The following is a 23,015-nucleotide window of genomic DNA, read 5'->3' as shown; positions in this document are numbered from 1 at the left end:
CAATTACCAAACATTTCATTTCTTGATCTCCAATATTGTTAAAAAGAGGCAAACAAATATGGATCGAAAGTCGTTCCCTGGATTTGATGCGCAAGGTAAATGAGCAATAAGAGAGATATTCCCATATAAGCTATCAATTGTTGATGCTTCTCAAGCTCTTCAAGAATTGCCGGTATCAAGGCGATTACAAACACCCAAACATATTCGATAGCCCTAGCCATTACCTCATTACTTAAAAACAGTGAGTACAAAAGCATGCTTAATATCGAAGACCAGATAGCAACGGAAGTCGTCTTATTTTTAGCTAACTTATCTATATCGAAAAACAGTAAGCAACCGACGGTAAGTAATTGAAGCATAAGAAGGTTATTAAACTTGAAGGAAAGCGCATAATGCGATTTACCAAATATAGCAAGCACTCGTGGCAGTATGTTTGGTAAGAAGAAAGCGGATACCAATATTAAAACAAAACAAGCAACTAAAGACTTTTCAATGGTGCTTTTAGTTACAGGACGATTGACGAATGGATATAGGACGGCAAAGATAGCTGCACTTCTATGGAATGAGGTAGCGAGCAGCAGAAGTATGAAGAACTTACCCGGTTTTCTCTCTAATAAATATTTGCTTGCAAACAGACAGATGCAGAACGCAAGGGTCTGACGAAGAACGTAGAAAGAATAGAGATAGAAAATTAAACAAGTTGCAATAAATACGGAATAGCCAGGTTTTTTTGAATATCTATACGCGAAAAACGAAAGCGAAAAAGACGTTAATCCCGATAGAACAATTATGAACTGTCTATAAGTAAAGCCTATATGGGAGAATAGCCAGTTCACAATGACCCAACCATTCTCGTACGCATAAGGATACGGTAAGCTTGCAACCTTAATTGGAGAAGAGCTTAAAACCGAGCATATACCTTCGAAACTATATCCTGAAATTAAATGATAGCCGTTGTAGTAATAAAGAGCGTCTGCGCCATAAAGCTCGCTTCTCATTGCCAAGATAAGGAAAGCTTGAAGTCCGCATATGAAGCAGGCCGCCTTTGGACTTCTATAGAAGATGGTGGCAAATAGTAATATAAGAAAAGAGTTGGCCAATAAAACAATCATTGAGATTCACCATCCAGAGAGATCTGGTGTGAAAAAAGCGCATCGATAAGAATTCGAGCATTGCAATTTGTTTGGAATCTGGTTTTCCATTGTTTGCGCGCAGCAGCCCTCATGAGGGAGTAATCTTCATCATCCATTTTAAGGAACTGCAGAATTGAAGCAGCAATATCCTCGGCACTGCTCTCCTCGGGTATTAGAATTCCATTAAAACCATCGGATACAATTTCATGTGTACCCCCAACGTCAGTGGCCAAAACAGGAATTCCATGGCCACTCGCCTCCATAATTGAGATGGGCAGTCCTTCGCTAGCTGAGACATTTATGAAGAGATCGAAATGATTCTCACGATATTCGCGTAACAGCTGTTTATTTGCGATGTTTCCAACGAAACAGCTCCTTATTTTGTTAAATTGCTTTGCGATTTCTTTGACTTCAGCCAATTTCGGCCCATCGCCGAAATGAGTCCATTCAATCTCAAAACCCCTTGCGTCAAGCAACGTTAACGCCTTAGCAAGCAAGGACACACGCTTGACATCGGTTACAGCAGAGCAGGATACTATTTTGAAAGAAGCACCTCTATTTTCTCTGGACATATCGGGGAGCCAGCAGGTCCCTAAATAACCTGTCCTAATCTTCTCGCTAAAGTCAGGATATGTTTTCTTAAGATACAAAGTTCCATCCTCGGAGCACGGAATTACAGTATCCAAGCAAGAAAGTTGATAATACCTACATGGAAGATAATTGCAGCGTGTACGGTCGTGGTAGAGGTCATATCTGTGTGCACGAGCTATTGCCGACCGACATGAATACTTTTGCTTTAACCAGCAGGCAATGAGTGCAGTATCGTGAAACCAGAAGCTATAAACGTTGGTTGGAATGATTTCACGAAGCTCAAGCTGGTCCTTCAGTGCCTTCCATTTTCTAAAAGCTTTTCCAACGTAATACCGTTGGAAAAGATGTTGATCAACTGAAAACAAAGTGTCAGTTTTGACGGCATCGGCAGCAATCGGCTTAAGCCTCAAGCTGAAAAGCCCCTCAATCAAACAGAAGCATTTTTCGATAAGAGTCTGAGGGAATCCGAGAGCAAGCGATATAACATTTTCAGGAGTATCCTGGATCTGCGCTGCGGATGAAGACGCTTCTGTAGCAACAATTACCACTGAAGCAAAATAAGGCGCTATGAATTTTATTTCTGTTTCAAGATATGACTCTGCTGGAGTGGCGCCGTCGTTAAAGGGAAAATGCTTGGTGAGCATTAATAGCGTATTGCCTTTCAACGAGCCATAATCTTTATTACAAGGTACTAGCAATTTCTCACCAGCACATTGGCGATTCGTTCGCACGCATGCCCATCGCCGTAAGGATTTGAGGCGTGACTCATAGCCTCGTACTCCCCCTCGTCTGAAAGCAGGCGGCTGAACTCGCGATAAATCACATCCTCCTCGGTGCCGACAAGCTTCAACGTGCCGGCGGCAACGCCCTCGGGGCGCTCGGTGGTGTCTCGCATAACGAGCACCGGCTTGCCCAGGCTCGGGGCCTCCTCCTGGATGCCGCCCGAGTCTGTCAGGATGAGGTGGCTCGCGGCCATGAAGTTGTGGAAGTCGAGAACCTCGAGCGGGTCGATGATGTGGAGTCTGTCGAAGCCGTCCAGCTCCTCGTGCGCCGCCTTGCGGACGAGCGGGTTCATGTGGATGGGGTAGATAGCCTTGGTGTCGGGATGCTCCTCCATCACGCGGCGGATGGCGCGGAACATGCGGTGCATGGGCTCGCCCAGGTTCTCGCGGCGGTGCGCCGTGATGAGGATGAGGCGGGAGCCCTCCGCCCACTCGAGCTCGGGGTGGGTATAGCCATCGCGAACGGTGGTGCGAAGGGCGTCGATTCCCGTGTTGCCGGTGACCCAGATCTTCGACTCCGGCTTGCCCTCGTCCAGAAGGTTCTTCTTGCTGGCCTCAGTGGGGGCGAAGTAGTACTCGCTCACGATATCGACCGCCTGGCGGTTGAACTCCTCCGGCCAGGGGCTGTAGATGTCGTGCGTGCGCAGCCCGGCCTCGACGTGCCCCACGGGGATCTGCAGGTAGAAGCTCGCGAGCGCCGCGGCGAAGCTGGTCGTGGTGTCGCCGTGGACCAGGACCACGTCGGGCCTCTCGTCCTCGAGGATCGCCTTGAGCTTGAGCAGCACGTCGCACGTCACGTCGAACAGCGTCTGGCCCGGCTTCATGATCGCCAAGTCGTGGTCTGGGATCACGCCGAAGACGCGCAGCACCTGGTCGAGCATCTCGCGGTGCTGACCGGTCACAGTCACGACGGTCTCGAACTCATCCCTGCGCGCCTTCAGCTCGTTGGCGAGCGGGCACATCTTGATAGCCTCCGGTCGGGTGCCGAAGACGAGCATTACCTTCTTCAAAACGGATTCCCCCTGAAGAGTCACATGGTCTTACAGCTTGTAGACGTTCTCTCCGTCGCCGCAGACGTTGCGCGGGTCGATGATGACGCGGTCGCCGAAGATGCCGGGGTTGTCCTTGACCTGGGAGTGGCCGACCATCACGATCACCATCTCCAGGCCGTCCAGGAACTCCTCCATTGAATGGACCTGGCCGGGAACCTCGTCGCGCTCGACCCAAGGGTCGTAGACCTTGACGGAGCCGGCGCAGAGGTGCTCGGACATGGACTCGAGCATCTGCAGCGTCGGGGACTCGCGGACGTCGTCGACGTTCTCCTTGTAGGTGAGGCCGTAGATGCCGACCTTCGAGGCGTCGGTGATGCCATGATCCGCCATGACCTCGTGGGCCCGGTGCATGACGTACTCGGGCATGGAGGCGTTGGTCTGAAGGGCGAGGCGGATGAAGTTGGCCGTCTCGGGGTAGTCGCCGACCAGGAACCACGGGTCGACCGGGATGCAGTGGCCGCCGACGCCCGGGCCGGGGTTGAGGATGTTCACGCGCGGGTGCTTGTTGGCGATGCGGATGACCTCGGCGACGTCCATGCCGCCGATGCGGCAGATCTTGGCGAGCTCGTTGGAGAAGGCGATGTTCACCGCGCGGAAGGTGTTCTTGACGACCTTGGTCATCTCGGCGGTGCGGATGTCGGTGACGGAGATCTCGCCCTGGCAGAAGCTGGCGTAGACCTTGGCCACGGCCTCGCCCACCTCGGGGTCGTCGGCGCCGATGGTGCGGTTGTTGTGCAGCAGCTCGTAGACCATGTTGCCCGGGATGATGCGCTCGGGGGCGTGGACGAGCCTGACGTCCCCGCGGCCGGCCTCTGTGAGCAGCGGGCGCACGAAGCGGTCGATGGTGTTGGGCGAGACGGTGGACTCGACGACGAGCACGGCGCCCTCGGGCGCGACCTCGAGGACGGTCTTGCAGGCAGCCACGACGTAGCACGGGTCGATCTTCTTGTCTAGCTTGTCGTAGGGCGTGGGGACCGAGACGATGTAGGTGTCGCAGACCTGGTAGTCGGTAGAGAACTTGATGCCGGCCTCCAGGGCGTCGGCGAACAGCTCGTCCAGACCTTCCTCCTTGAAAGTGGTCTTGCCGGCGTTGAGAGTGGCGACGAGCTCCTCGTTGTAGTCGGTGCCCACGACCTCCACGCCGTGGGAAGCCATCATGAGGGCTGTGGGGAGGCCGATGTAGCCGAGACCGATAACGTTAACCATAGTGTTTTCCTTTCAGTTTCTTGAACCTTGTTTGACGGCATCGGACAGGATGCGGGTCATCTTTTCAGCCATGATCTTTCGCGAGAACTCGCGTGCCATGAATTCGACGGCGGATTTGCTCATTCGGTTAAGCTCGTCAACAAGGTCTTCTTTCGAGGCGAAACCCACCAAATGGCGAATGTCTTCCTCGGCCGAGTCGCACAGGACTACGCCCGCACCGCTTCTGCGCACGAGTTCGGACGCATCTCCTTCGGGTCCGATGAACAACACGGGGACGCCGCGCGCGAATGACTGGAATATCTTTGATGGGATGGTTCCCGCGAATTGATCACTTTTTTGGAGAGAAACTACGGTCATGTCGACTCTCGCATACCGTGCCTCGAGCTCCGACATGGGAATGCCGTGCTCCAAGCCGAGAAAGTCGAGCTTGCCAGCATCCATCATTCGCTCGATCTCAGCACGGGCTGCACCCTCGCCAATCAACTCATAGCTTGAAACAAAGCCCTTCTCCGCGAGTCGCTTTACATATTCGACTGTTTCCGGCACGTTTTGGGACAGCCCCATGGTCCCGAAGTAACCCAAGCGAAGCGGGCGATGCCATTCATGCTCACAAGGAACAACATCCGCGCCATTGGGCACGACCGATATCATTTCCGAAGAGACGCCTTCCGCAGAAAGGTTTTTCTTGAAGCCGTCGGTAAGTACAACCACGTGATCGGCGACTCTACAGAAGGAAAGCTCAAGCGCCTTCATAGCAGCAGCCTTCGCGCCCTTGTTCCCCGTCGCCATCATCTGCTTGTAGGTCAGATCGCGAAACTCGATGACCAGAGGAAGGCGATGCTTCTTGGCATAATGCACACCAAGCCAAGCGGAGAATACCGTGCCGCTTGTGACAAGAACCACGTCATAATCCGTGCCAACCGGAGATCCAGTACGTAGGTTTTTGAGCCCGCCCAGGATGAAGCTAATTCCAGACTCGATTCGCTTCTTAAAGCTAGTGTTAGGCTGAATCTTTGACGCTGAACGAAAGACGCGAATACGCCCCATTCGTTCTTCTCGCAGGGGAACCATGTCATAACCGTCATAGAGTCTTCCTGTGGGATAATTAGGCCAACCCGTAAAAACAGTAACGTCATGGCCAGAATCTGACCAAATATCAGAGTGATCCTTGGCTCTGAAGGCGGCAGCAATATTCTCTGGACTAAAAAATTGAGTGAAGTAGAGAATCCTCATTTACCTGTAGCTCCCTTCCCAAACATTGCACCGAAAGTGCCGGTAAAGCATTTCCAGTCAATGCTGAAACACCTGTTCCGCACGTAATGAAGCTCAATCTTCTGGCGCAAGCCGCTCTCGAACGTTGCAGCGTTACGGTCGGTGGCCTGCCACAGGCCCGTAATGCCGGGCTGGACAGAGAGCAACACGGCCTTCTCCTCGTCGGAAAAGTGCTGCTCCAGCTCATCTCTTGTAATAGGTCGCGGACCAATGACGGAAAGATCACCGTTCAGCACGTTGAGAAACTGCGGCATCTCGTCAATCGAACACTTGCGAATGAAGCTCCCGACTTTGGTAATGCGGGGGTCATCGTCGACCTTGCGTTCGACTTCCCACTGATGAAGCTGCTCAGGGCTCAGATATTTCTGCACGTCGCCCGCATCGGCGACCATGCTGCGGAGCTTAAGGATCTTGATAGTCTTTCCGTGCATGCCAACACGCTCCTGTGCATACACAGGGCTTCCAGAAGACTCAAGACAAATGAGTGCGCACACAATCGTGATGGGAATAATCAGCACCACACTCACGCAAAGGCTGAATACAAGATCGAAAAGTCGTTTTAAAAATCGATAAGCCAATGTACCGCTTGGCTTTATCTCTAAAGCAACCGAGTCTGGCTTCACGACTGCAACACCGGCATATTCAGTTTTATCTCCCACTATTTCCTTCAAACCTGCGTCCCCGCCCCGGGGATCCTCCCTGTCCCGTTAAACAGTCGCCTGCATTTAGGCGATTGCCTTTTTAAAGTTGCGCATGACGCGCTGCTCGGCCGAAAGCACGGCAAGGCCAACGCGCGTAGTTACGCGTCGGCCGCACAGGTTGAGCTCCAGATAAGCAGTGCTCTTGCGTCTATTAATGGTTTTGATAAGGCCTTCGTGGCCCAGCAGCGGACCTGCCGTCACTACGACTTGGTCGCCGTCTTTTAAGGCCTCGCTCATGGGCACTATGCGGTCTCCCCTATGCGTAAAGCCGCCAATAAGCTGAACCTCTTCTTTTGCCAGCAGCACAAACTGACCGTCTTGGGAAAGCACCCGGGCAAAGTCGTCCATGCGCATCAGATACTGTTGCACGGTGCGGGGATCTGCCGTATCGCAGATAAGATAACCGGGAAAGAGCGGCTTGGTCGTATTGACCCATTCGCCGTGAACTTTAATCTCGGTTTGAAATTGGGGATAAAAGAGCTCCTGCATGGCGACAGCCGGCACCATGCGCTCAATGCGCTCGCGCATTACGTCTTCGCGACCGTTAATGACCTGAATTACATACCACACGAGCTCCACCCCCTTGCTGTCTTACGTATGGCTCACGTGATTTGGATATGGCTTCGCCAGGGCGCTTGTGCGCGAAGGCGCTCCATATTCAAACCCTGAGCCCAGTCAGACAAGCACGTGGCTCTGCCCCACCGTGAACGGTATGTATAAGCGCAGTTGCTAGAAACGCGGACGTGTATCGCAAAATGACCGCGTCTCCAGCTGGCTGCGTGCGAACCAGTCAAGCGGGTACAAAACTGGACCGCACGCAAACAGCTGAAGGACTGCTGTGGTTTGCCAAAACAACCAATTACACTGCCGAAAGCGAACTTATAAATAGCCGCAAAAACAAGTGCAAAATCGCGCATGGCAATCGATATTGGAGCTCATGGTGTTTCTGGCACCGCCGTTACGGCCGGATGCTGATCGACCCTGTGCTATGCGGCCTGCTGGAGCCGTGAGCACAGTTGAACTCATGTACGTTAGTTATCCTAGCACAAGCTGTTAGTGAAACTGATTTGGGCTGCGTTGGACAACATATCGTTCATTTGACGTGCTCAAGGGGTTTGTTTTGGGATGTTGTTCACGTTGACGCAGGTTATTGGGGTGCTGGCAATAATTGGGAGCGTTCCTGAAGCCCAAATGGAGAAGCGAGCTGCACTGGTAATTGCGTTTGGATAACAAACTATGTACAGACATGTGAAATAAATTGTGCAACTTTTTGTTGGCGTCGGAGGGGTTTGTGACCCGAGATATTTCGACAAAAAAAGCCTTCGGTATACCGAAGGCCTTTGCATTCACGATGGTGGAGACGAGGGGGATCGAACCCCTGACCTCTTGACTGCCAGTCAAGCGCTCTCCCAGCTGAGCTACGCCCCCGTGACGAGGAGATACTATAGGGGAAGTTGGCGCGACGTGCAAGGACTTTTTTGGGTCAGACTTTAAGTGCCTATTGATCTAGGTAAGCGATGGCGGTGCCGGCATGGACTTGGATCTTGGCCGTACCCCTGACGACGTTGCTGATGCCCGTGTCTGCTAGTAGTCCCAGGGGGGCGTGGTCTAGTTCCCATTCTAGACCGTGTTCGCTTACTACCGTTTCTGGGGCAAGGGCGATGATGGAGAACGTCTTGCCCTCGTGGTCTTCGATGATCCACGATTCGCCTGCGCGAAGGATGCGGGCGACCACCTTGTCCTCGACAATCCAGACTGGGGCGTCATCGTAGCCTGCTAGCAGGCCCAGTACGGAAAGCGCCATGTCCGGGCGGCCGCCCGTAGCGCAGGTCGCAACCACTTCGGCACCCGGCCAGCGACGGCGGACGGAATCGAGCGCCAGCGCCAGATCCGTATAGTCCTTGTAGGGGTCGTGGCGCTCAACCTCAAAGTCGGTAGCGGCATCGACTAGTGCGCGACCCGCATCACTCACCGTGTCGGCATCCCCCACATACACGTCGCAGCCCAGCCCCGCGCCCAACAGCGCATCGAGACCGCGGTCCACGGCGACAACGTGGTCGCACTCCCCTGCTAGTCTACGCAACAGATCCGCGCTCGCCACCACGGACGAGCCACAGACCACTAATACCTTACAAGCCACAGCTCTCGCCTATCCCTCAAACGAAAGCACGCGGGCCAGATCCAGGTCCTCATAACTATCGATAAAGATATCGCAGTTGGCGCGCACGTCGTCGCGCTTCATGCGGCCGTGCGGGTCATAGATACCTACACGCTTAAAGCCCGCGGCGCCAGAGCTCTTAAGGCCAAAAACGGCGTCCTCAAACACCCATGCGCGCTCAAACTTGTGCCTATGGCGCTCCTCCAGGCGGCGCAGCGCGAGCTCATACACATCGGGGAACTGCTTGGAGCGTCCTGCCTCGCCGGTGGTGGTCACAAACTCCATGTAGGCATCGAGCCCGGCTCCCGCAAGTGCAGACTTAACCAGCTCGGCCGGCGTGGACGTGGCGACGCACATGGCAATGCCCACCGCCTTCGCCTGCTCCAAAAATGCCAGAAGCCCCTCGCGCGGCGGCACCTTGGAGTAGCCATCGATCAGAATGTCACTCAGCTCGAGATAGAGCTCCTCGCCATTTGCGCTAATACCCCACGTGTCGTGGTAGGCCTGGCATTCGTCCTCCAGCGAAAGATGCTCAAACTGGGCAAAATCGTCGACCGTCACGTCAATTCCGTAGCGGTGCAATAACTCGGGCTGGGCATAGGCCCAAACGGGGGTGCTATTAACCAGTGTGCCGTCGCAATCGAAAATAAAAGCAACGTTGGGGGCGGCGGTCTGGGACATAAACGAACCTTTCGATGTCAAATGGTAAACATCCTGCTAAAAACGTTTTACCAAACGTCAGACTAACAATCTTGAAACCCTAATTGGTAAAACTGTCAAGAGTTTTACCACGGCAATTCTGCAAGTGGTCTAAACATGGCGCTTACCGATTAAACGCCGCCCTAAAACCACTTTCCTTCATAAAAGTAACGTACAGGTGTTATCGTAGTTTCTGCCGAAAGTTCCACCGAGCACGCGAGGTGGAACGAATCATAGAACTATCGCCGTCCCTTCGATTCGTGCAGCCTTGGACCTTTCGCATCTAGTCACCAAGGCAACACGCTGCCGCGTCATGATGGGATCAAACGTGAGCGATACAAAGCTAAAGCCAACGGCTAAAAAGCCCGCAACCCGTAAAGCCGCCCCGCACGCACCGGAGCTCACCAAGGACGATGTCTATCTATTTGGCATCGGCACGTGGGAGCGCAGCTGGGAAAAGATGGGCGCGCACCCCGACACGCAGAACCGTACGCGCGGCTGGCGCTTTTGCGTTTGGGCGCCCGATGTAAAGAGCGTGCATGTCATTGGCGAATTTAACGACTGGGATGAGGAAGCCAACCCTCTGGTGCCCGTGCATACGAGCACTATTTGGGAAGGCTTTATTCCTGGTGCCGAGCAGGGCCAGCTCTATAAATATCTCATCGAGACCAACGAGGGCGAAAAGCTCTATAAGGCCGATCCGTACGCCTTTAAGGCAGAGTGCCCTCCGGGTACCGCCAGCGTGCTGTGGACCCTCGATGGCTACAAGTGGAACGACGCCGCGTGGCTTAAGCGCCGCGCCAGCCATAACCACATGTCGCAGCCGCTTAACATCTACGAGGTGCATATTGGCTCGTGGAAGCGCCACGGCGACGCGCCGCAGGGCGAGCCGGACGAGTACGGAAATTACCCCGGCCCCATGGATCCCTTCCCCGCGCAGCGCGGCGAATTCTACACCTACGACGACCTGTCGGTAGAGCTCGTGGACTACGTGCGCGACATGGGCTACACACATATCGAGGTCATGCCGCTTATGGAGCATCCCTTCGATGGCTCCTGGGGCTACCAGACGACCGGCTACTACGCCGCCACGTCGCGCTACGGCAACCCGCAGCAGCTCATGCACTTTATCGATGCATGCCACGAGGCTGGCATCGGCGTGATCATGGACTGGGTGCCCGGCGGTTTTTGCGCCGACGCCCACGGCCTTGCCACCTTTAACGGCCACATGCTGTTTGAGCACGAGATTCACCCCAACTGGGGCACGCACAAGTTTGACTTCGCCCGCGGCGAGGTCCGCTCCTTCCTGGTCTCCAACGTGCTGTACTGGCTCGAGAACTTCCACGTGGACGGTATCCGCATGGACGGCGTGTCCAGCATGCTGTACCTCAACTTTGGCATCGACGATCCCGGCCAAAAGAAGTTCAACAAGTATGGTACCGAGGAGGACCTGGACGCCAGCGCGTTTATCCGCCAGGTCAACTGCGCCGTGGAGGCCCACTACCCCGACGTGATGATGATGGCCGAGGAGTCCACCGCGTGGCCGCTCGTGACCTACCCGCCTCAGGACGGCGGCCTGGGCTTCCACTACAAGTGGGACATGGGCTGGATGAACGACACCCTGCACTACATGCAGACCGATTTTCCGTGGCGCCCCGGCAACCACGGCCTGCTCACGTTCTCCATCATGTACGCCTTTACCGAGAACTTTATCTGCCCGCTGAGCCACGACGAGGTCGTACACGGCAAGTGCTCGCTGATCGGCCGCATGCCGGGCGACTGGTGGCGCCAGTTTGCCGGCCTGCGCACGCTGGCCTTCTACCAGATGACGCACCCCGGTGCCAAGCTCAACTTTATGGGCAACGAGATCGGCCAGTTTATTGAGTGGCGCTACTACGAGTCCATCCAGTGGTTCCTGACCGAGGAGTACGAGACTCACAAGCATCATCAGGCGTTCATTAAGGCGCTCAATCACCTGTACACCGCCGAGCCCGCCCTGTACGAGCGCGGATACACCGACGACGGCTTTACCTGGATCGATGCGGACAACTCCAAGCAGTCCATCGTGAGCTTTGTGCGCCAGGGCGAGGACGTCGATGACGATCTGGTGATCCTGATCAACTTTGACCCGGCGAGCTACGAGAGTTTCCGCGTGGGCGTGCCGCGCGAGGGTGACTGGGAGGTCATCTTTGACTCCGACCGTCCCGAGTTTGGCGGCAGCGGCTATGCCGGCGAAGAGCCTTACACCTGCTCGAGCGAGCCCTATCCCTGGAACGGGCAGATGGACTCCATCGAGATTAAGGTGCCCGGGCTGGCTGGCGTGGTGCTTAAGCGCCGCGGCCCCAGCAGCTACAAGCCGCCCGTGGTCGAGGAGCCCAAGGCTGCGCCCAAAAAGCGCACGTCCTCGGTGAAGCCTAAGCCTGCGGCTGCCAAGAAGGCTCCGGCTAAGGCGAAGGCCACGACGACCAAGGCCAAGGCCAAGGCTGCCGCAAAGCCCGCTGCTAAGGCCGCAGCCAAGAAACCAGCTGCCAAAAAGGCCGCTACCAAGACCAAGTCTGCTTCTGTTAAGCCGTCTGCCAAGGATGCGTAACAAAACCGTTACAGCTGTAATTACCCGCCCCGACGAGGCGTAGGATACAAGTCATAACCGTTCCGGGAGAAACATCCCCGGGGGAAAGGAACGTATGAATAAGATCTTCGACAACAAGCAGGAGTTTACCGAGCTCTATCGCGATGCCGTCATGAGCATCAGCGGTAAGAGCGTCGAGGCCGCCAGCGACCTCGACCGCTTTAACGCCCTGGCCAAGCTCGTGGCCGAGAAGGCGCGCACCGTTGCCACCAAGAGTGACGCCCGCGTCACCGCCGAGGGCAAAAAGCGCGTGTACTACTTCTCGATCGAGTTTTTGATCGGCCGCCTGCTCGACAACTACCTGCTCAACTTTGGCGTGCGCGACATGGTCGCCGAGGCGCTCGACGACATGGGCTTTGACCTGTCCGTCATCGAGAACCAGGAGCCCGATCCGGCCCTGGGCAACGGTGGCCTGGGTCGTCTGGCCGCATGCTTCTTGGATTCCATGGCAGCCGAGGGCATTGCCGGCTACGGCAACGGCATGCGCTACCGCTACGGCCTGTTTAAGCAGGAGATTGTCAACGGCAGCCAGGTCGAGGCCACCGACGAGTGGCTCACCCACGGCTATCCCTGGGAGGTCCGTCGTCAGGACAAGGCCGTGACCATCAAGTTTGGTGGCCATGTTGAGGGCTTTGAGGAGAACGGCCGCACGTTCTACCGCACGGTGGACACGCAGGACATCCTGGCTGTCCCTTATGACATCCCCGTCGTGGGCTATGCCGGCGAGACCGTCAACAAGCTGCGCGTCTGGGCCGCCGAGCCGGTCGAGGAGCACTTCGATCTGGAGGCCTTCAACCGCGGCGACTACGCCCTGGCCGACGCCGAGCGCGCCGAGGCCGAGGCCATCAGCGCCATCCTCTACCCCAACGACGCCGGCGAGCACGGCCGTCTGCTGCGCCTGAAGCAGGAGTACCTGTTTGTCTCGGCCGGCATCTACAGCCTGCTCGACACCTTTGAGAAGGAGCACGGTGAGAACTGGGAGCTGCTGCCGCAGTTTGTGGCCATCCACACCAACGACACGCACCCCGCCATGTGCGGCCCCGAGCTCATGCGCATCCTCATCGACGAGAAGAAGCTCGAGTGGGACGACGCCTGGAACATCGTGACGCAGGTCGTGAGCTACACCAACCACACCATCCTGCCCGAGGCTCTGGAGAAGTGGCCCATCGGCACGTTCTCCAAGCTCCTCCCCCGCGTGTACCAGATCATCGACGAGATCAGCCGTCGTTGGCACGAGTCGTTCGACACCACGCAGGAGGGCTGGCAGGAGCGTCTGCGCCAGACCGCCATCCTGTGGGACGGCGAGATTCGCATGGCCAACCTGTCTGTGATCTGCAGCCACAGCGTCAACGGCGTGGCCAAGATCCACTCCGACATCATCAAGAACATCGTGCTCAAGGACTTCTATGCCCTGACGCCCGAGAAGTTCAACAACAAGACCAACGGCATCTCGCACCGTCGCTTCTTTGCCGAAGCCAACCCCACCTACGCCAAGCTCGTGACCGAGGCCATTGGCGATGGCTGGCTCAAAGACGCCTTTGAGCTTGAGAAACTCAAGGAGTTTAAGGACGACACCGAGTTCCTGAAGGCCGTGGGTGCTTCCAAGCGCGCTAACAAGGAGCGCCTGGCCGCCTACGTTAAGGCCGAGACCGGTCTGGTCATTGACCCCAACACCGTCTTCGATGTCCAGGTAAAGCGCTTCCATGCCTACAAGCGCCAGCTCATGAACATCATGAAGGTGATGGACATCTACAACCGTCGCATCGCTGATCCTAACTTCCACGTGACGCCGACGACCTTCATCTTTAGTGGCAAGGCTGCCTCGAGCTACACCTTTGCCAAGGAGACCATCCGCCTCATTAACTCCGTTGCCGACGTCATCAACAACGATGCCCGCGTCAATGAGGTCATGAAGGTCTGCTTTATCCCCAACTTCCGCGTGAGCAACGCCCAGCTCATCTACCCCGCCGCCGAGATCTCGGAGCAGATCTCCACGGCCGGCAAGGAGGCCTCGGGCACGTCCAACATGAAGCTCATGATGAACGGCGCCATTACGCTGGGTACCCTTGACGGCGCCAACATCGAGATCGCCGATCTGGCCGGCCGCGAGAACGAGGCCATCTTTGGCCTGACCGCCCCCGAGGTCGAGCAGCTCTGGGCATCGAACAGCTACTTTGCGTGGGATACCCTCAACGGCGACCGCGAGCGTCTGGGCCGCGTGATGGACGAGCTCAAGGACAACACGTTTGCGGGTCTTTCGGGCAACTTCGAGAGCATCTACAACGAGCTCATGAACAACAACGACCCCGACCTAGTCATGGCCGACTTCCGCAGCTACGTGGATGCATGGGCGAACCTCACGGGCAGCTACGGCGACCAGGAGACCTGGAACCGCAAGGCCCTGCTCAACACCGCCTCGAGTGGCTGGTTCTCGTCCGACCGCACCATTCGCGAGTATCGCGACGAGATCTGGCACGCATAAAGCGCGCGAGCTCCCTTTGCCGCACGGCATTACTCGACGGGCGTGACAGTGCGCCGCGCCCGTCGCTAATGGGTTAGGAACATCGATGACAGAAGGAGAAATCGATGAGTAAGAAAGAATGCATCGCGATGCTCCTCGCAGGAGGACAGGGCAGCCGATTGGGGGCACTCACCCAAAAGATCGCCAAGCCGGCGGTTAGCTTTGGTGGCAAGTTCCGCATTATCGACTTTTCGCTGTCCAACTGCTCCAACTCGGGCATCGACACGGTGGGCGTTCTGACGCAGTACCGTCCCTACCTGCTGCATGCCTACGTGGGCTCCGGCGAGGCGTGGGATCTGGACAGCCGCGACGGCGGCGTGTCGATCCTGCCGCCGTACGAGACGCAGACCGGCGGCGCCTGGTATGCGGGCACGGCCGACGCCATTACGCAGAACCTCGACTACATCAAGGCGAACGACCCCAAGTACGTTCTGATTCTTTCGGGCGATCACCTGTATCGCATGGACTACCGCAAGATGCTCAAGACGCACATTGAGAACAACGCCGACCTCACGGTGAGCGTTATGCCCGTGCCGTGGGAGGAGGCCAGCCGCTTTGGCATCCTGACCACCGACCCCGAAGACGGCCGCATCACCAAGTTCACCGAGAAGCCCGAGAAGCCCGATTCGAACCTCGCATCCATGGGCATCTACATCTTCTCGGCCGACGTGCTGATCGAGGCGCTCGAGGAGGACGCTCTGGACCAGCGCTCGAGCCACGACTTTGGCAAGGACATCATCCCCAAGCTGCTCGGTGAGAACAAGCGCCTGTACAGCTACGAGTTCCACGGCTTCTGGAAGGACGTCGGCACCATCGCCAGCTTCCATGAGACCTCGATGGACCTGCTGGGTAACAACCCCGAGTTCGATCTGTTCGACAAGAACTTCCCCATCATGTCCAACATCACCACGCGTCCGCCGCACTACATTGGCCCTGACGGCCGCCTGGACGACTGCCTGGTCTCCAACGGCTGCAAGATCTACGGCACCGCTCGCCACTCGATCCTTTCGACCGATGTCATCATCGAGGAGCGCGCCGTGGTCGAGGACTCCGTGCTGCTGCCGGGTGCGCACGTTAAGAGCGGCGCACACATCTGCCGCGCTATTTTGGGCGAGAACTCCACGGTCGAAGAGGGCGTGAAGCTCGGCTCTGTCGATACCACCAAGGATACGGCCGTCGTTGGAAATGACGTCGTTATCGGGAAGGGGGAATGATCCGATGATCAATCGCAAGGCCATCGGTTATATCACCGCTAACTACTCTTCGTCCTACGGCAGCGTCCTGCTCAAGGACCGCCCCATCGCGTCCGTTCCGTTTTTGGGCCGCTACCGCCTGATCGACTTCCCGCTGTCCAACATGATGAATGCCGGCATTAAGACCGTCGGCGTCGTCATGCCGGGTAACTACCGTTCGCTGATCGACCACGTGGGCTCGGGCAAGGACTGGGGCCTGGACCGCAAGAAGGGCGGCCTGTTCATGGTACCCGGCAACGCGTATGGCACCACCAAGGGCGGCATGCGCTTCCTGCTGCGCGACATCATCTCCAACAAGACGCTGTTCCAGCGCTCGGAGAAGCCCTATGTCGTGATGATGGGCACCAACATCATCTTTAACATGGACCTCAACACCATCATCGAGGCGCACGAGAACTCCGGTGCCCAGATGACCGTGGTGTACTGCAAGGCCACGCGCAACGTCGATGACGAGACCAAGCTCGAGATTAACGAGAACGGTCGCCTGACGGGCGTGAGCGCCGGCGTCGTGTACGGCGACAACGCCTCCATGGACTGCTGCATCGTCAACCGCGAGACGCTGCTCGAGATTATCGACCACTATCAGGCCGCCGACTATCTGGACCTGCTCGAGGCACTCCAGGGCGACTTTGGCAACATCGACGTGTGCAGCTACGAGTACAAGGGCGAGGTCGTGGGCGTGTTTAGCGAGAAGTCGCTGTATCGCCGCAGCATGGACCTGCTCGACCAGACCGTAGCCGACCAGCTCTTCGATCCCGAACGCCCGATCCTGACCAAGGCTCACGACGTGCCGCCTTCGCGCTATGCGACCGGCAGCCACGCCTGCAACTCGATCATCTCGGCCGGCTGCATCATCAAGGGCACCGTGCGCAACTCGATCCTGTCGCGCGGCGTCGTGGTCGAGGAGGGCGCCTCGGTGACCAACTCGATCATCAACCAGAGCTGCATCATCAAGAGCGGCGCACGCGTTGAGAACGCCATCCTGGACAAGAACAACGTGGTCCCCACCAACACCGAGCTTCGCGGCACGCCCGAGAACATTCTGGTGCTGGGCAAGGCTCCGTTAACTTCTGACATCACCATCGTACGTTAACGTTGGCACCGCAACATCGCTCGTAACATGTAGAATAGCCGCCCGGTTAGCGCCAGGCGGCTATTCTCGAATTGCAACATGGGAGACAATATGGCTGATTCCAGCAAAAAGATGCAGATCGTGTTTGCCTCGGCCGAGTGCGCACCGTTTGTAAAGACCGGTGGCCTGGGTGACGTGGCAGGTTCGCTGCCTGCGGCGCTTGTGCGCGCCGGCGCCGAAGTTATCGTGATGGTGCCCAAGTACGCCACCATCAAGGATGAGTACAAGGCACAGATGGAGCACTTCTCCGATTTTTACGTGAGCCTGGGCTGGCGCAATGAGTACTGCGGGCTCGAGAAGCTCGAGCACGACGGCGTCACCTATATGTTCATCGACAACGAGCGCTACTTTGCGCGCGACTATCCGTACGGCTTCTTTGATGACGGCGAGCGCTTTGCGTTTTTCTCCAAGGCCATCACCGAGAGCCTGCAGCACCTGCCGGCCGGCTTTGAGTGCGACATCCTGCACTGCAATGACTGGCAGACGGCACTTGCGCCCGTGTTTTTGCGCGAGTTTTACCAGGGCCTGCCGCTGTATGACCGCGTCAAGACCGTGTTCTCGATCCACAACGTAGCGTTCCAGGGCCAGTTTAGCGACACCGTGATGGAGGACATCCTGGGCGTGGCGCATATTCCGGCGGCCGCCTCGCAGCTGCGTTGCGACGCCTGCAGCATCAACTATATGCTGGGCGCGCTGCGCTATGCCGATGCCATCACTACGGTGAGCCCCACCTATGCCAACGAGATCCAGACGCCCGAGTTTGGCGAGGGCCTGGACGGCGTTCTGCGCGAGCGTTCGTACGCGCTGCAGGGTATCCTGAACGGCATTGACGTGGCGGGCTTTGACCCGGCGACCGACAAGCGCATTGCCGCCAACTACACGGTTGAAGACCGCTCTGGCAAGGCCGTGTGCAAGGCCAAGCTGCAGGAAGAGCTGGGGCTCGAGATTCGCGACGACCGTCCGCTCATGGTGATGGTCACGCGCCTGACGCGCCAGAAGGGCATGGACCTGGTCATGTACGCGCTTGACCGCATTCTGGCCGGCGGCGTGCAAGTGGCGGTACTGGGCACCGGCGACCGCGACTACGAGGACGGCCTGCGCTACTTCCAGGACAAGTACCCCGGCACCATGGCCGCACGCATCGAGTTCGATCCTGCGCTGTCGCAGCGCATGTACGCCGCCGCCGACATGTTCCTGATGCCGTCGAAGTTTGAGCCCTGCGGCCTGTCGCAGATCATCGCCATGCGTTACGGCACGCTGCCCATCGTGCGCGAGACCGGTGGTCTGAAGGACACCGTGATCCCGTATAACGAGTTTACCGGCGAGGGCACGGGCTTCTCGTTTAGTAACTTTAACGGCGACGAGATGGGCGACGCCGTGTTCCGCGCGGCACGCCTGTTCTGGGACAACCGCGATGCCTGGAACCAGCTGGTCACGCAGGCCATGAGCCAGGACTTTAGCTGGACGCGCTCGGCCGATAAGTATCTGGACCTGTACTTCTTTATGCATCCGGAGATTGAGAGGCCGGCGGCTGTTGTCGACGAGCCTGAGGCTGTTGCTGAACCGGTGGCCGCCGAGGAGCCCAAGGCCGAGGAGAAGCCTGTTGAGGCTGAGCCCGCAAAGGCCGAGCCTAAGGTGAAGGCTGAGGTTGCTCTTGAGGCAAAGGACGAGGTCAAGCCCGCTGCAAAGCCCGCAGCTAAGAAGACCACGACCCGCAAGACGACCGCTAAGAAGGCTACGACGACCAAAGCTGCCGCGACTAAAACAACGGCTGCCAAGACAACGACCACGCGCAAGCGCACGACCGCCGCTGCCAAGAAGGCCGCCGAGGCCGAGGCTGCTCCCGAGGTAAAGGCCGAGGTCGCTGAGGCCAAACCGGCCGCCAAGGCTCCGGCAAAGACCGCTGCCAAGAAGACAACCGCGACCGCCAAGAAGACTACAGCTGCCAAGAAGACCACGGCAACGAAGTCGACGGCCGCCAAGGCTACTGCGACCAAGGTCGCTCCGAAGGCTGCCGCAAAGCCCGCCGTCAAGGTCGAGGAGACGCCTGCCGAGCCCAAGGCCGAAGCAGCTGTCGAGGCCAAGCCGACCGCCAAGACCACCACGCGCAAGCGCACGACGACGGCCAAGAAGACCACGGCAAAGGCTGCCGCTCCTAAGGCAGAGGCTATGCCCGCCGCCGTCAAAGAGGAGACCAAGCCCGAGCCTGCCAAGGAGACCCCGGTCTCCCCTGCCGCTCCGACCGAGAAAAAGGCTCCGACCAAGAAGACTTCCGTCCGCAAGGCAACGGCCACCCGCAAGCGCCGCTAATCCAGACGATCCAAAACCTCATCAAACCCTAAGCAAGGGGCGCTCCAACCGGGCGCCCCTTCTCTGTTAATAGTTGGTAAAACGATTTTCTAGGACAACCGTTCGCCGATGGTAAACGGATGTTGTTTATACAGCCTATGTACAACAGATATACTTACATCCTGTGCGTAAAGCCATGGCCCGCAGGCCGTGATTCTATTGAACTGGACCGTATTATGAGATTGATACACAACAGCCGTCTGCCGCAGTTTCGCACTCCGTTTGGCGCTGTGACCACTGGAACTTCCGTTGCACTCTCGGTGATTTTGGAGGATGCCGACCCCAACCAGGCAACGCTTACGCTGCGCACCTGGGTCGATGAAATCGGTGAGTCTCTGTATCCCATGACGCACGAGGGCGACGGCATATTTACTGCAGAGCTTGAGTGCACCGAGCCCTGTCTTATCTGGTACAGCTTTATCTGCAATATCGAGGGCCAGCCCGAGGTTCGCCTAGGCGCGCCGCAAGGTCGCACCGGCGGCGAGGGCGTAACCTACGACTACGCCGAAGTGCCGTCGTTCCAGGTCACCGTCTACAAGCACCGCGAGAACCGTCCCACCTGGTACGAGCGCGGTATGGTCTACCAGATCTTCCCCGATCGCTATGCTCGCGACGAAAACTGGCGCGAGCGCACGCTGGCCGAAGTCGAAAAGCCACGCAACGGAATCCAGCGCCGCATGGTCGAGGACTGGAACGAGCCGCCCGCGTACGAGCGTGCCGAGGACGGATCCATCAAGACCTGGGACTTTTACGGCGGCTCGCTCAAGGGTATCCAAAATGACCTGCCCCGCATCGCCGAGCTGGGCTTTACGGCCATCTACCTCAACCCCATCTTTGAGGCCGCGAGCAACCACCGCTACGACACGGCCGACTACACCAAGATCGACCCAATCCTGGGCACCGAGCAGGATTTTACCGAGCTGTGCCAGGCAGCCGAGAAGCTGGGCATCTCCATCATCCTGGACGGCGTCTTTAACCATACGGGTGACGACTCCATCTATTTCAACCGCTACGGCAACTACCCCGGCGTGGGCGCGTGGCAGAGCGAGGACTCGCCGTGGCGCGATGCGTTTTATTTCCACGAGGACGGCTCGTACGACTGCTGGTGGGGCGTGGGCAACATGCCCGCCATCAATGAGAGCTCCGAGCTGGTACGCGAGCGGCTTCTGGGCAAGGACGGCGTGATCCGTAAATGGCTACGTGCCGGCGCTCATGGCTGGCGCCTGGACGTCGCTGACGAGCTTTCCGACGACTTCCTGGCCGAGATCAAGAAGGCCGTACTTGCCGAAAAGCCTGACGCACTGTTGCTCGGCGAAGTCTGGGAAGACGCCTCCAACAAGATTAGCTACGGCCATCTGCGTCGCTACCTACAGGGCTCCGAGTTGGACTCTGCTATGGATTACCCCTTCCGCGACATGGTCATCGGCTTTTTGATGGGCTACAAGAACGCCTACGAGGCCGCTGAGGATATCGAGACCCTGCGCGAGAACTACCCGAGCGAGGCATTGTCCTGCGCGCTCAACCTGCTGTCGAGCCACGACCGCCCGCGTATCATCTCGGTGCTCGGCGGCGGCCCCGACGAGTCGCAGCTGCCCGAGTGCGAGCGCAGCAAATGGCGCCTGGACGAGAACTCAATGGGCCTGGCCAAGAGCCGTTTTTGGCTCGCCACGCTCATGCAGATGACCTTCCCCGGTGTGCCTTCGATCTACTACGGCGACGAATACGGCCTGGAGGGTCTAACCGATCCGGGCAACCGCCGCACCCTGCCGACCAAGGACCAACTGCACGACTTCGACACGCTGGCTATTGTCAAAAACGCCTCCGCCGTACGTCGCGCACTGCCGTTTATGATCGACGGCGAGATCAAGGCCTTCGCGCTCAACGACGAGGTGCTGGCATACAACCGCACGGGCAAGGATGGCGAGTCCGCGACGGTTATCATCAACCGTAGTCTGCGCAATTCGCACCGCGTGACGATTCCGGCGCTCGACGAATGCGCGAGTGACGTGATCAGCGGTCACGAGTGCGAGATCCACAACGGCACAGTCACGCTCGATTTGTATCCGCTGGGCTCGTCGATCATCTATCACCATGCCGAGCAGCGCTTGCAGGAGCCGCTCGATCACGGCGCGGGCGTTGTGTGCCATATCACCTCGGTACCGACCGATGACGGCAAGCCCGGCACGATCGGCGCACCCACGCGTCGCTTTATCGACCATCTGGCCGCCATGGGTATGCGCTACTGGCAGGTTCTCCCCGTCAACCCTACGGACTTCTTCCGCTCCCCTTACGCCGGTCCCTCAGCTTTTGCGGGCAATATCGACCTGCTGCCCGAGAGCCGCGAGGAGCTGGCCGCCGACTTTGAAACCTGGAAGGCCCGTGGCGGCGAGGATGCAGACCCGCTCTACACGGCATTTAAACATCGCAATGCCGACTGGCTCGAGAAGTACTGCGTCTACATGGCCGTTAAGAAGTACTTTGAGGGCGAGTCGCGCCACGATTGGCCGGCCGATGTCGCGCGCTACAACGAGCGTCTGATTGACGACAAGCGTTTCCACGACGAGGCAGAGTTGCAGGCGTACATGCAGTACCGCTTTGACCTGGCCTGGTGCGAGCTCATGAACTATGCACACAAGAAGGGCATCGAGGTCATCGGCGATATCCCCATGTATGTCTCGGACGATTCGGCCGACGCGTGGAGCGAGCCCGAAAATTTCTGGCTGTCCGATACCGGCAAGGCAATTGAGATTTCGGGCGCGCCGCCCGACAACTTTGCGCCCGAGGGTCAGGTGTGGGGCAACCCGACGTTCCGCTGGGACCACATGAAGCAGAACGGCTATAGCTGGTGGATGGATCGCCTGCGCCGCGCGTTTTCGCTCTACGACCGCGTGCGCCTGGATCACTTCCTGGGATTCCACAGCTACTTTAGTATCCCCGCGGGCAAGGCTTGCGCCGACGGTCGCTGGCTGACGGGCCCGGGCAAGGACCTGTTCCAGACCGCCTACGACGAGCTAGGTCCGCTCAACTTTATCGCCGAGGACCTGGGCTATTTGACGCCCGGTGTTCGCGCCATGGCTTCGACCTGCGGTTTCCCCGGCATGGACGTGCTGGAGTTTAGCGACTACGACGTTCGTTGCGGTGTGCATCCCACGCCCGGCAAGATTCTGTACACCTCGACGCACGATACGTCGACGCTGGCCGGTTGGTGCACGCGTTCCTTTGCGGGTGGCGACGTGCCGAGCGGTGTTGAGGTGGCGTCCAAGCTGATGAGCGACGCGCTGGCAAGCGACGCTCCCCTGGTGATGATGCCGCTGCAAGATGTCTTGGGGCTGGGCGACGACGCGCGCATGAACGTTCCGGGCGTGGCCACGGGCAACTGGACCTGGCAGGCTGACGAGACCGATGTTGCGGCCGCCGAGGGCAAAACTGCGCAGCTCCTGCGCAACACCCATAGATTCTGGGGCGAAGCGTGATAAAACCCCCGATATAGGGTACAGTTACAGCTGTTTGAATTTTTGCGGGCAGAGCGATCTGCCC

The 23,015-nt window shown here is 57.8% G+C and carries 15 protein-coding genes and 1 tRNA gene; 6 read left to right on the top strand and 10 right to left on the bottom strand.

The window, feature by feature from the left end; all coding sequences use genetic code 11:
- Nucleotides 1-38: 38 nt before the first annotated feature.
- From DXD77_RS04510 to DXD77_RS04465, 10 genes are all read right to left on the bottom strand, one after another.
- Complete coding sequence (locus tag DXD77_RS04510; RefSeq protein WP_117647896.1) at nucleotides 39-1,112, bottom strand: EpsG family protein; 1,074 nt, start codon at nucleotides 1,110-1,112, stop codon at nucleotides 39-41.
- Nucleotides 1,109-2,368, bottom strand: a complete 1,260-nt coding sequence (locus tag DXD77_RS04505; protein ID WP_117647895.1) for a glycosyltransferase — start codon at nucleotides 2,366-2,368, stop codon at nucleotides 1,109-1,111. Before DXD77_RS04505 ends, DXD77_RS04510 begins: the two co-directional genes overlap by 4 nt.
- Nucleotides 2,369-2,415: 47 nt before the next feature.
- On the bottom strand, nucleotides 2,416-3,516 hold the full coding sequence (wecB, locus tag DXD77_RS04500; RefSeq protein ID WP_117647894.1) for a non-hydrolyzing UDP-N-acetylglucosamine 2-epimerase: 1,101 nt from the start codon (nucleotides 3,514-3,516) through the stop codon (nucleotides 2,416-2,418).
- A 30-nt stretch (nucleotides 3,517-3,546) separates the two neighbouring features.
- On the bottom strand, nucleotides 3,547-4,764 hold the full coding sequence (locus DXD77_RS04495; protein WP_117647893.1) for a nucleotide sugar dehydrogenase: 1,218 nt from the start codon (nucleotides 4,762-4,764) through the stop codon (nucleotides 3,547-3,549).
- A gap of 12 nt (nucleotides 4,765-4,776) precedes the next feature.
- Nucleotides 4,777-5,997, bottom strand: a complete 1,221-nt coding sequence (locus tag DXD77_RS04490) for a glycosyltransferase family 4 protein (protein WP_117647892.1) — start codon at nucleotides 5,995-5,997, stop codon at nucleotides 4,777-4,779.
- Nucleotides 5,994-6,707 (bottom strand): sugar transferase, encoded by a 714-nt coding sequence (locus DXD77_RS04485; protein WP_117647891.1) that lies wholly within the window; start codon nucleotides 6,705-6,707, stop codon nucleotides 5,994-5,996. Before DXD77_RS04485 ends, DXD77_RS04490 begins: the two co-directional genes overlap by 4 nt.
- A 54-nt stretch (nucleotides 6,708-6,761) precedes the next feature.
- Nucleotides 6,762-7,307, bottom strand: a complete 546-nt coding sequence (loaP, locus tag DXD77_RS04480) for an antiterminator LoaP (protein ID WP_233506738.1) — start codon at nucleotides 7,305-7,307, stop codon at nucleotides 6,762-6,764.
- A 782-nt stretch (nucleotides 7,308-8,089) separates the two neighbouring features.
- A tRNA-Ala gene (locus DXD77_RS04475) sits at nucleotides 8,090-8,165 on the bottom strand.
- Between the two features lie 70 nt (nucleotides 8,166-8,235).
- A complete protein-coding gene (locus tag DXD77_RS04470) occupies nucleotides 8,236-8,877 on the bottom strand; it encodes a thiamine diphosphokinase (protein WP_117647889.1) in 642 nt (213 codons plus the stop codon).
- A gap of 9 nt (nucleotides 8,878-8,886) precedes the next feature.
- Nucleotides 8,887-9,576: an HAD family phosphatase gene (locus DXD77_RS04465; protein WP_117647888.1), complete on the bottom strand. Its 690-nt coding sequence runs from the start codon at nucleotides 9,574-9,576 to the stop codon at nucleotides 8,887-8,889.
- A gap of 331 nt (nucleotides 9,577-9,907) precedes the next feature.
- Here DXD77_RS04465 and glgB point away from each other — a divergent pair, with 331 nt between their 5' ends.
- The 6 genes from glgB (at nucleotide 9,908) to DXD77_RS04435 (ending at nucleotide 22,951) form a co-directional block, all read left to right on the top strand.
- Complete coding sequence (gene glgB / locus DXD77_RS04460) at nucleotides 9,908-12,184, top strand: 1,4-alpha-glucan branching protein GlgB (RefSeq protein WP_117647886.1); 2,277 nt, start codon at nucleotides 9,908-9,910, stop codon at nucleotides 12,182-12,184.
- A gap of 94 nt (nucleotides 12,185-12,278) precedes the next feature.
- Nucleotides 12,279-14,705 carry a glycogen/starch/alpha-glucan phosphorylase gene (locus DXD77_RS04455; protein ID WP_117647884.1) on the top strand — a complete coding sequence of 809 codons (2,427 nt, stop codon included), beginning with the start codon at nucleotides 12,279-12,281 and terminating at the stop codon, nucleotides 14,703-14,705.
- Between the two features lie 104 nt (nucleotides 14,706-14,809).
- Complete coding sequence (locus DXD77_RS04450) at nucleotides 14,810-15,958, top strand: glucose-1-phosphate adenylyltransferase (RefSeq protein WP_035138263.1); 1,149 nt, start codon at nucleotides 14,810-14,812, stop codon at nucleotides 15,956-15,958.
- Between the two features lie 4 nt (nucleotides 15,959-15,962).
- Entirely contained in the window at nucleotides 15,963-17,090 is a 1,128-nt protein-coding gene (gene glgD / locus DXD77_RS04445) for a glucose-1-phosphate adenylyltransferase subunit GlgD (RefSeq protein WP_117647882.1), read from the top strand.
- Nucleotides 17,091-17,180: 90 nt separating this feature from the next.
- Entirely contained in the window at nucleotides 17,181-19,439 is a 2,259-nt protein-coding gene (glgA, locus tag DXD77_RS04440; RefSeq protein WP_199409001.1) for a glycogen synthase GlgA, read from the top strand.
- A 215-nt stretch (nucleotides 19,440-19,654) separates the two neighbouring features.
- Nucleotides 19,655-22,951, top strand: a complete 3,297-nt coding sequence (locus DXD77_RS04435) for a 4-alpha-glucanotransferase (protein ID WP_117647880.1) — start codon at nucleotides 19,655-19,657, stop codon at nucleotides 22,949-22,951.
- The last annotated feature ends 64 nt before the right edge of the window (nucleotides 22,952-23,015 follow it).

Origin of the sequence: Collinsella sp. TM09-10AT, from assembly GCF_003436275.1 — a bacterium.
Classification (GTDB): Bacteria; Actinomycetota; Coriobacteriia; order Coriobacteriales; family Coriobacteriaceae; genus Collinsella.
Note: the sequence above shows the minus strand (reverse complement) of the source record. Positions and strands in the feature narration are given on the sequence as shown.

What these genes read in the sequence shown, in the direction of transcription:
- DXD77_RS04510 (WP_117647896.1), bottom strand. Translation starts at nt 1,112, where the DNA reads ATGATTGTTTTATTGGCCAACTCTTTTCTTATATTACTATTTGCCACC.
- DXD77_RS04505 (WP_117647895.1), bottom strand. Translation starts at nt 2,368, where the DNA reads ATGCTCACCAAGCATTTTCCCTTTAACGACGGCGCCACTCCAGCAGAG.
- DXD77_RS04495 (WP_117647893.1), bottom strand. Translation starts at nt 4,764, where the DNA reads ATGGTTAACGTTATCGGTCTCGGCTACATCGGCCTCCCCACAGCCCTC.
- DXD77_RS04490 (WP_117647892.1), bottom strand. Translation starts at nt 5,997, where the DNA reads ATGAGGATTCTCTACTTCACTCAATTTTTTAGTCCAGAGAATATTGCT.
- DXD77_RS04465 (WP_117647888.1), bottom strand. Translation starts at nt 9,576, where the DNA reads ATGTCCCAGACCGCCGCCCCCAACGTTGCTTTTATTTTCGATTGCGAC.
- glgB (WP_117647886.1), top strand. Translation starts at nt 9,908, where the DNA reads ATGATGGGATCAAACGTGAGCGATACAAAGCTAAAGCCAACGGCTAAA.
- DXD77_RS04455 (WP_117647884.1), top strand. Translation starts at nt 12,279, where the DNA reads ATGAATAAGATCTTCGACAACAAGCAGGAGTTTACCGAGCTCTATCGC.
- DXD77_RS04450 (WP_035138263.1), top strand. Translation starts at nt 14,810, where the DNA reads ATGAGTAAGAAAGAATGCATCGCGATGCTCCTCGCAGGAGGACAGGGC.
- glgD (WP_117647882.1), top strand. Translation starts at nt 15,963, where the DNA reads ATGATCAATCGCAAGGCCATCGGTTATATCACCGCTAACTACTCTTCG.
- glgA (WP_199409001.1), top strand. Translation starts at nt 17,181, where the DNA reads ATGGCTGATTCCAGCAAAAAGATGCAGATCGTGTTTGCCTCGGCCGAG.
- DXD77_RS04435 (WP_117647880.1), top strand. Translation starts at nt 19,655, where the DNA reads ATGAGATTGATACACAACAGCCGTCTGCCGCAGTTTCGCACTCCGTTT.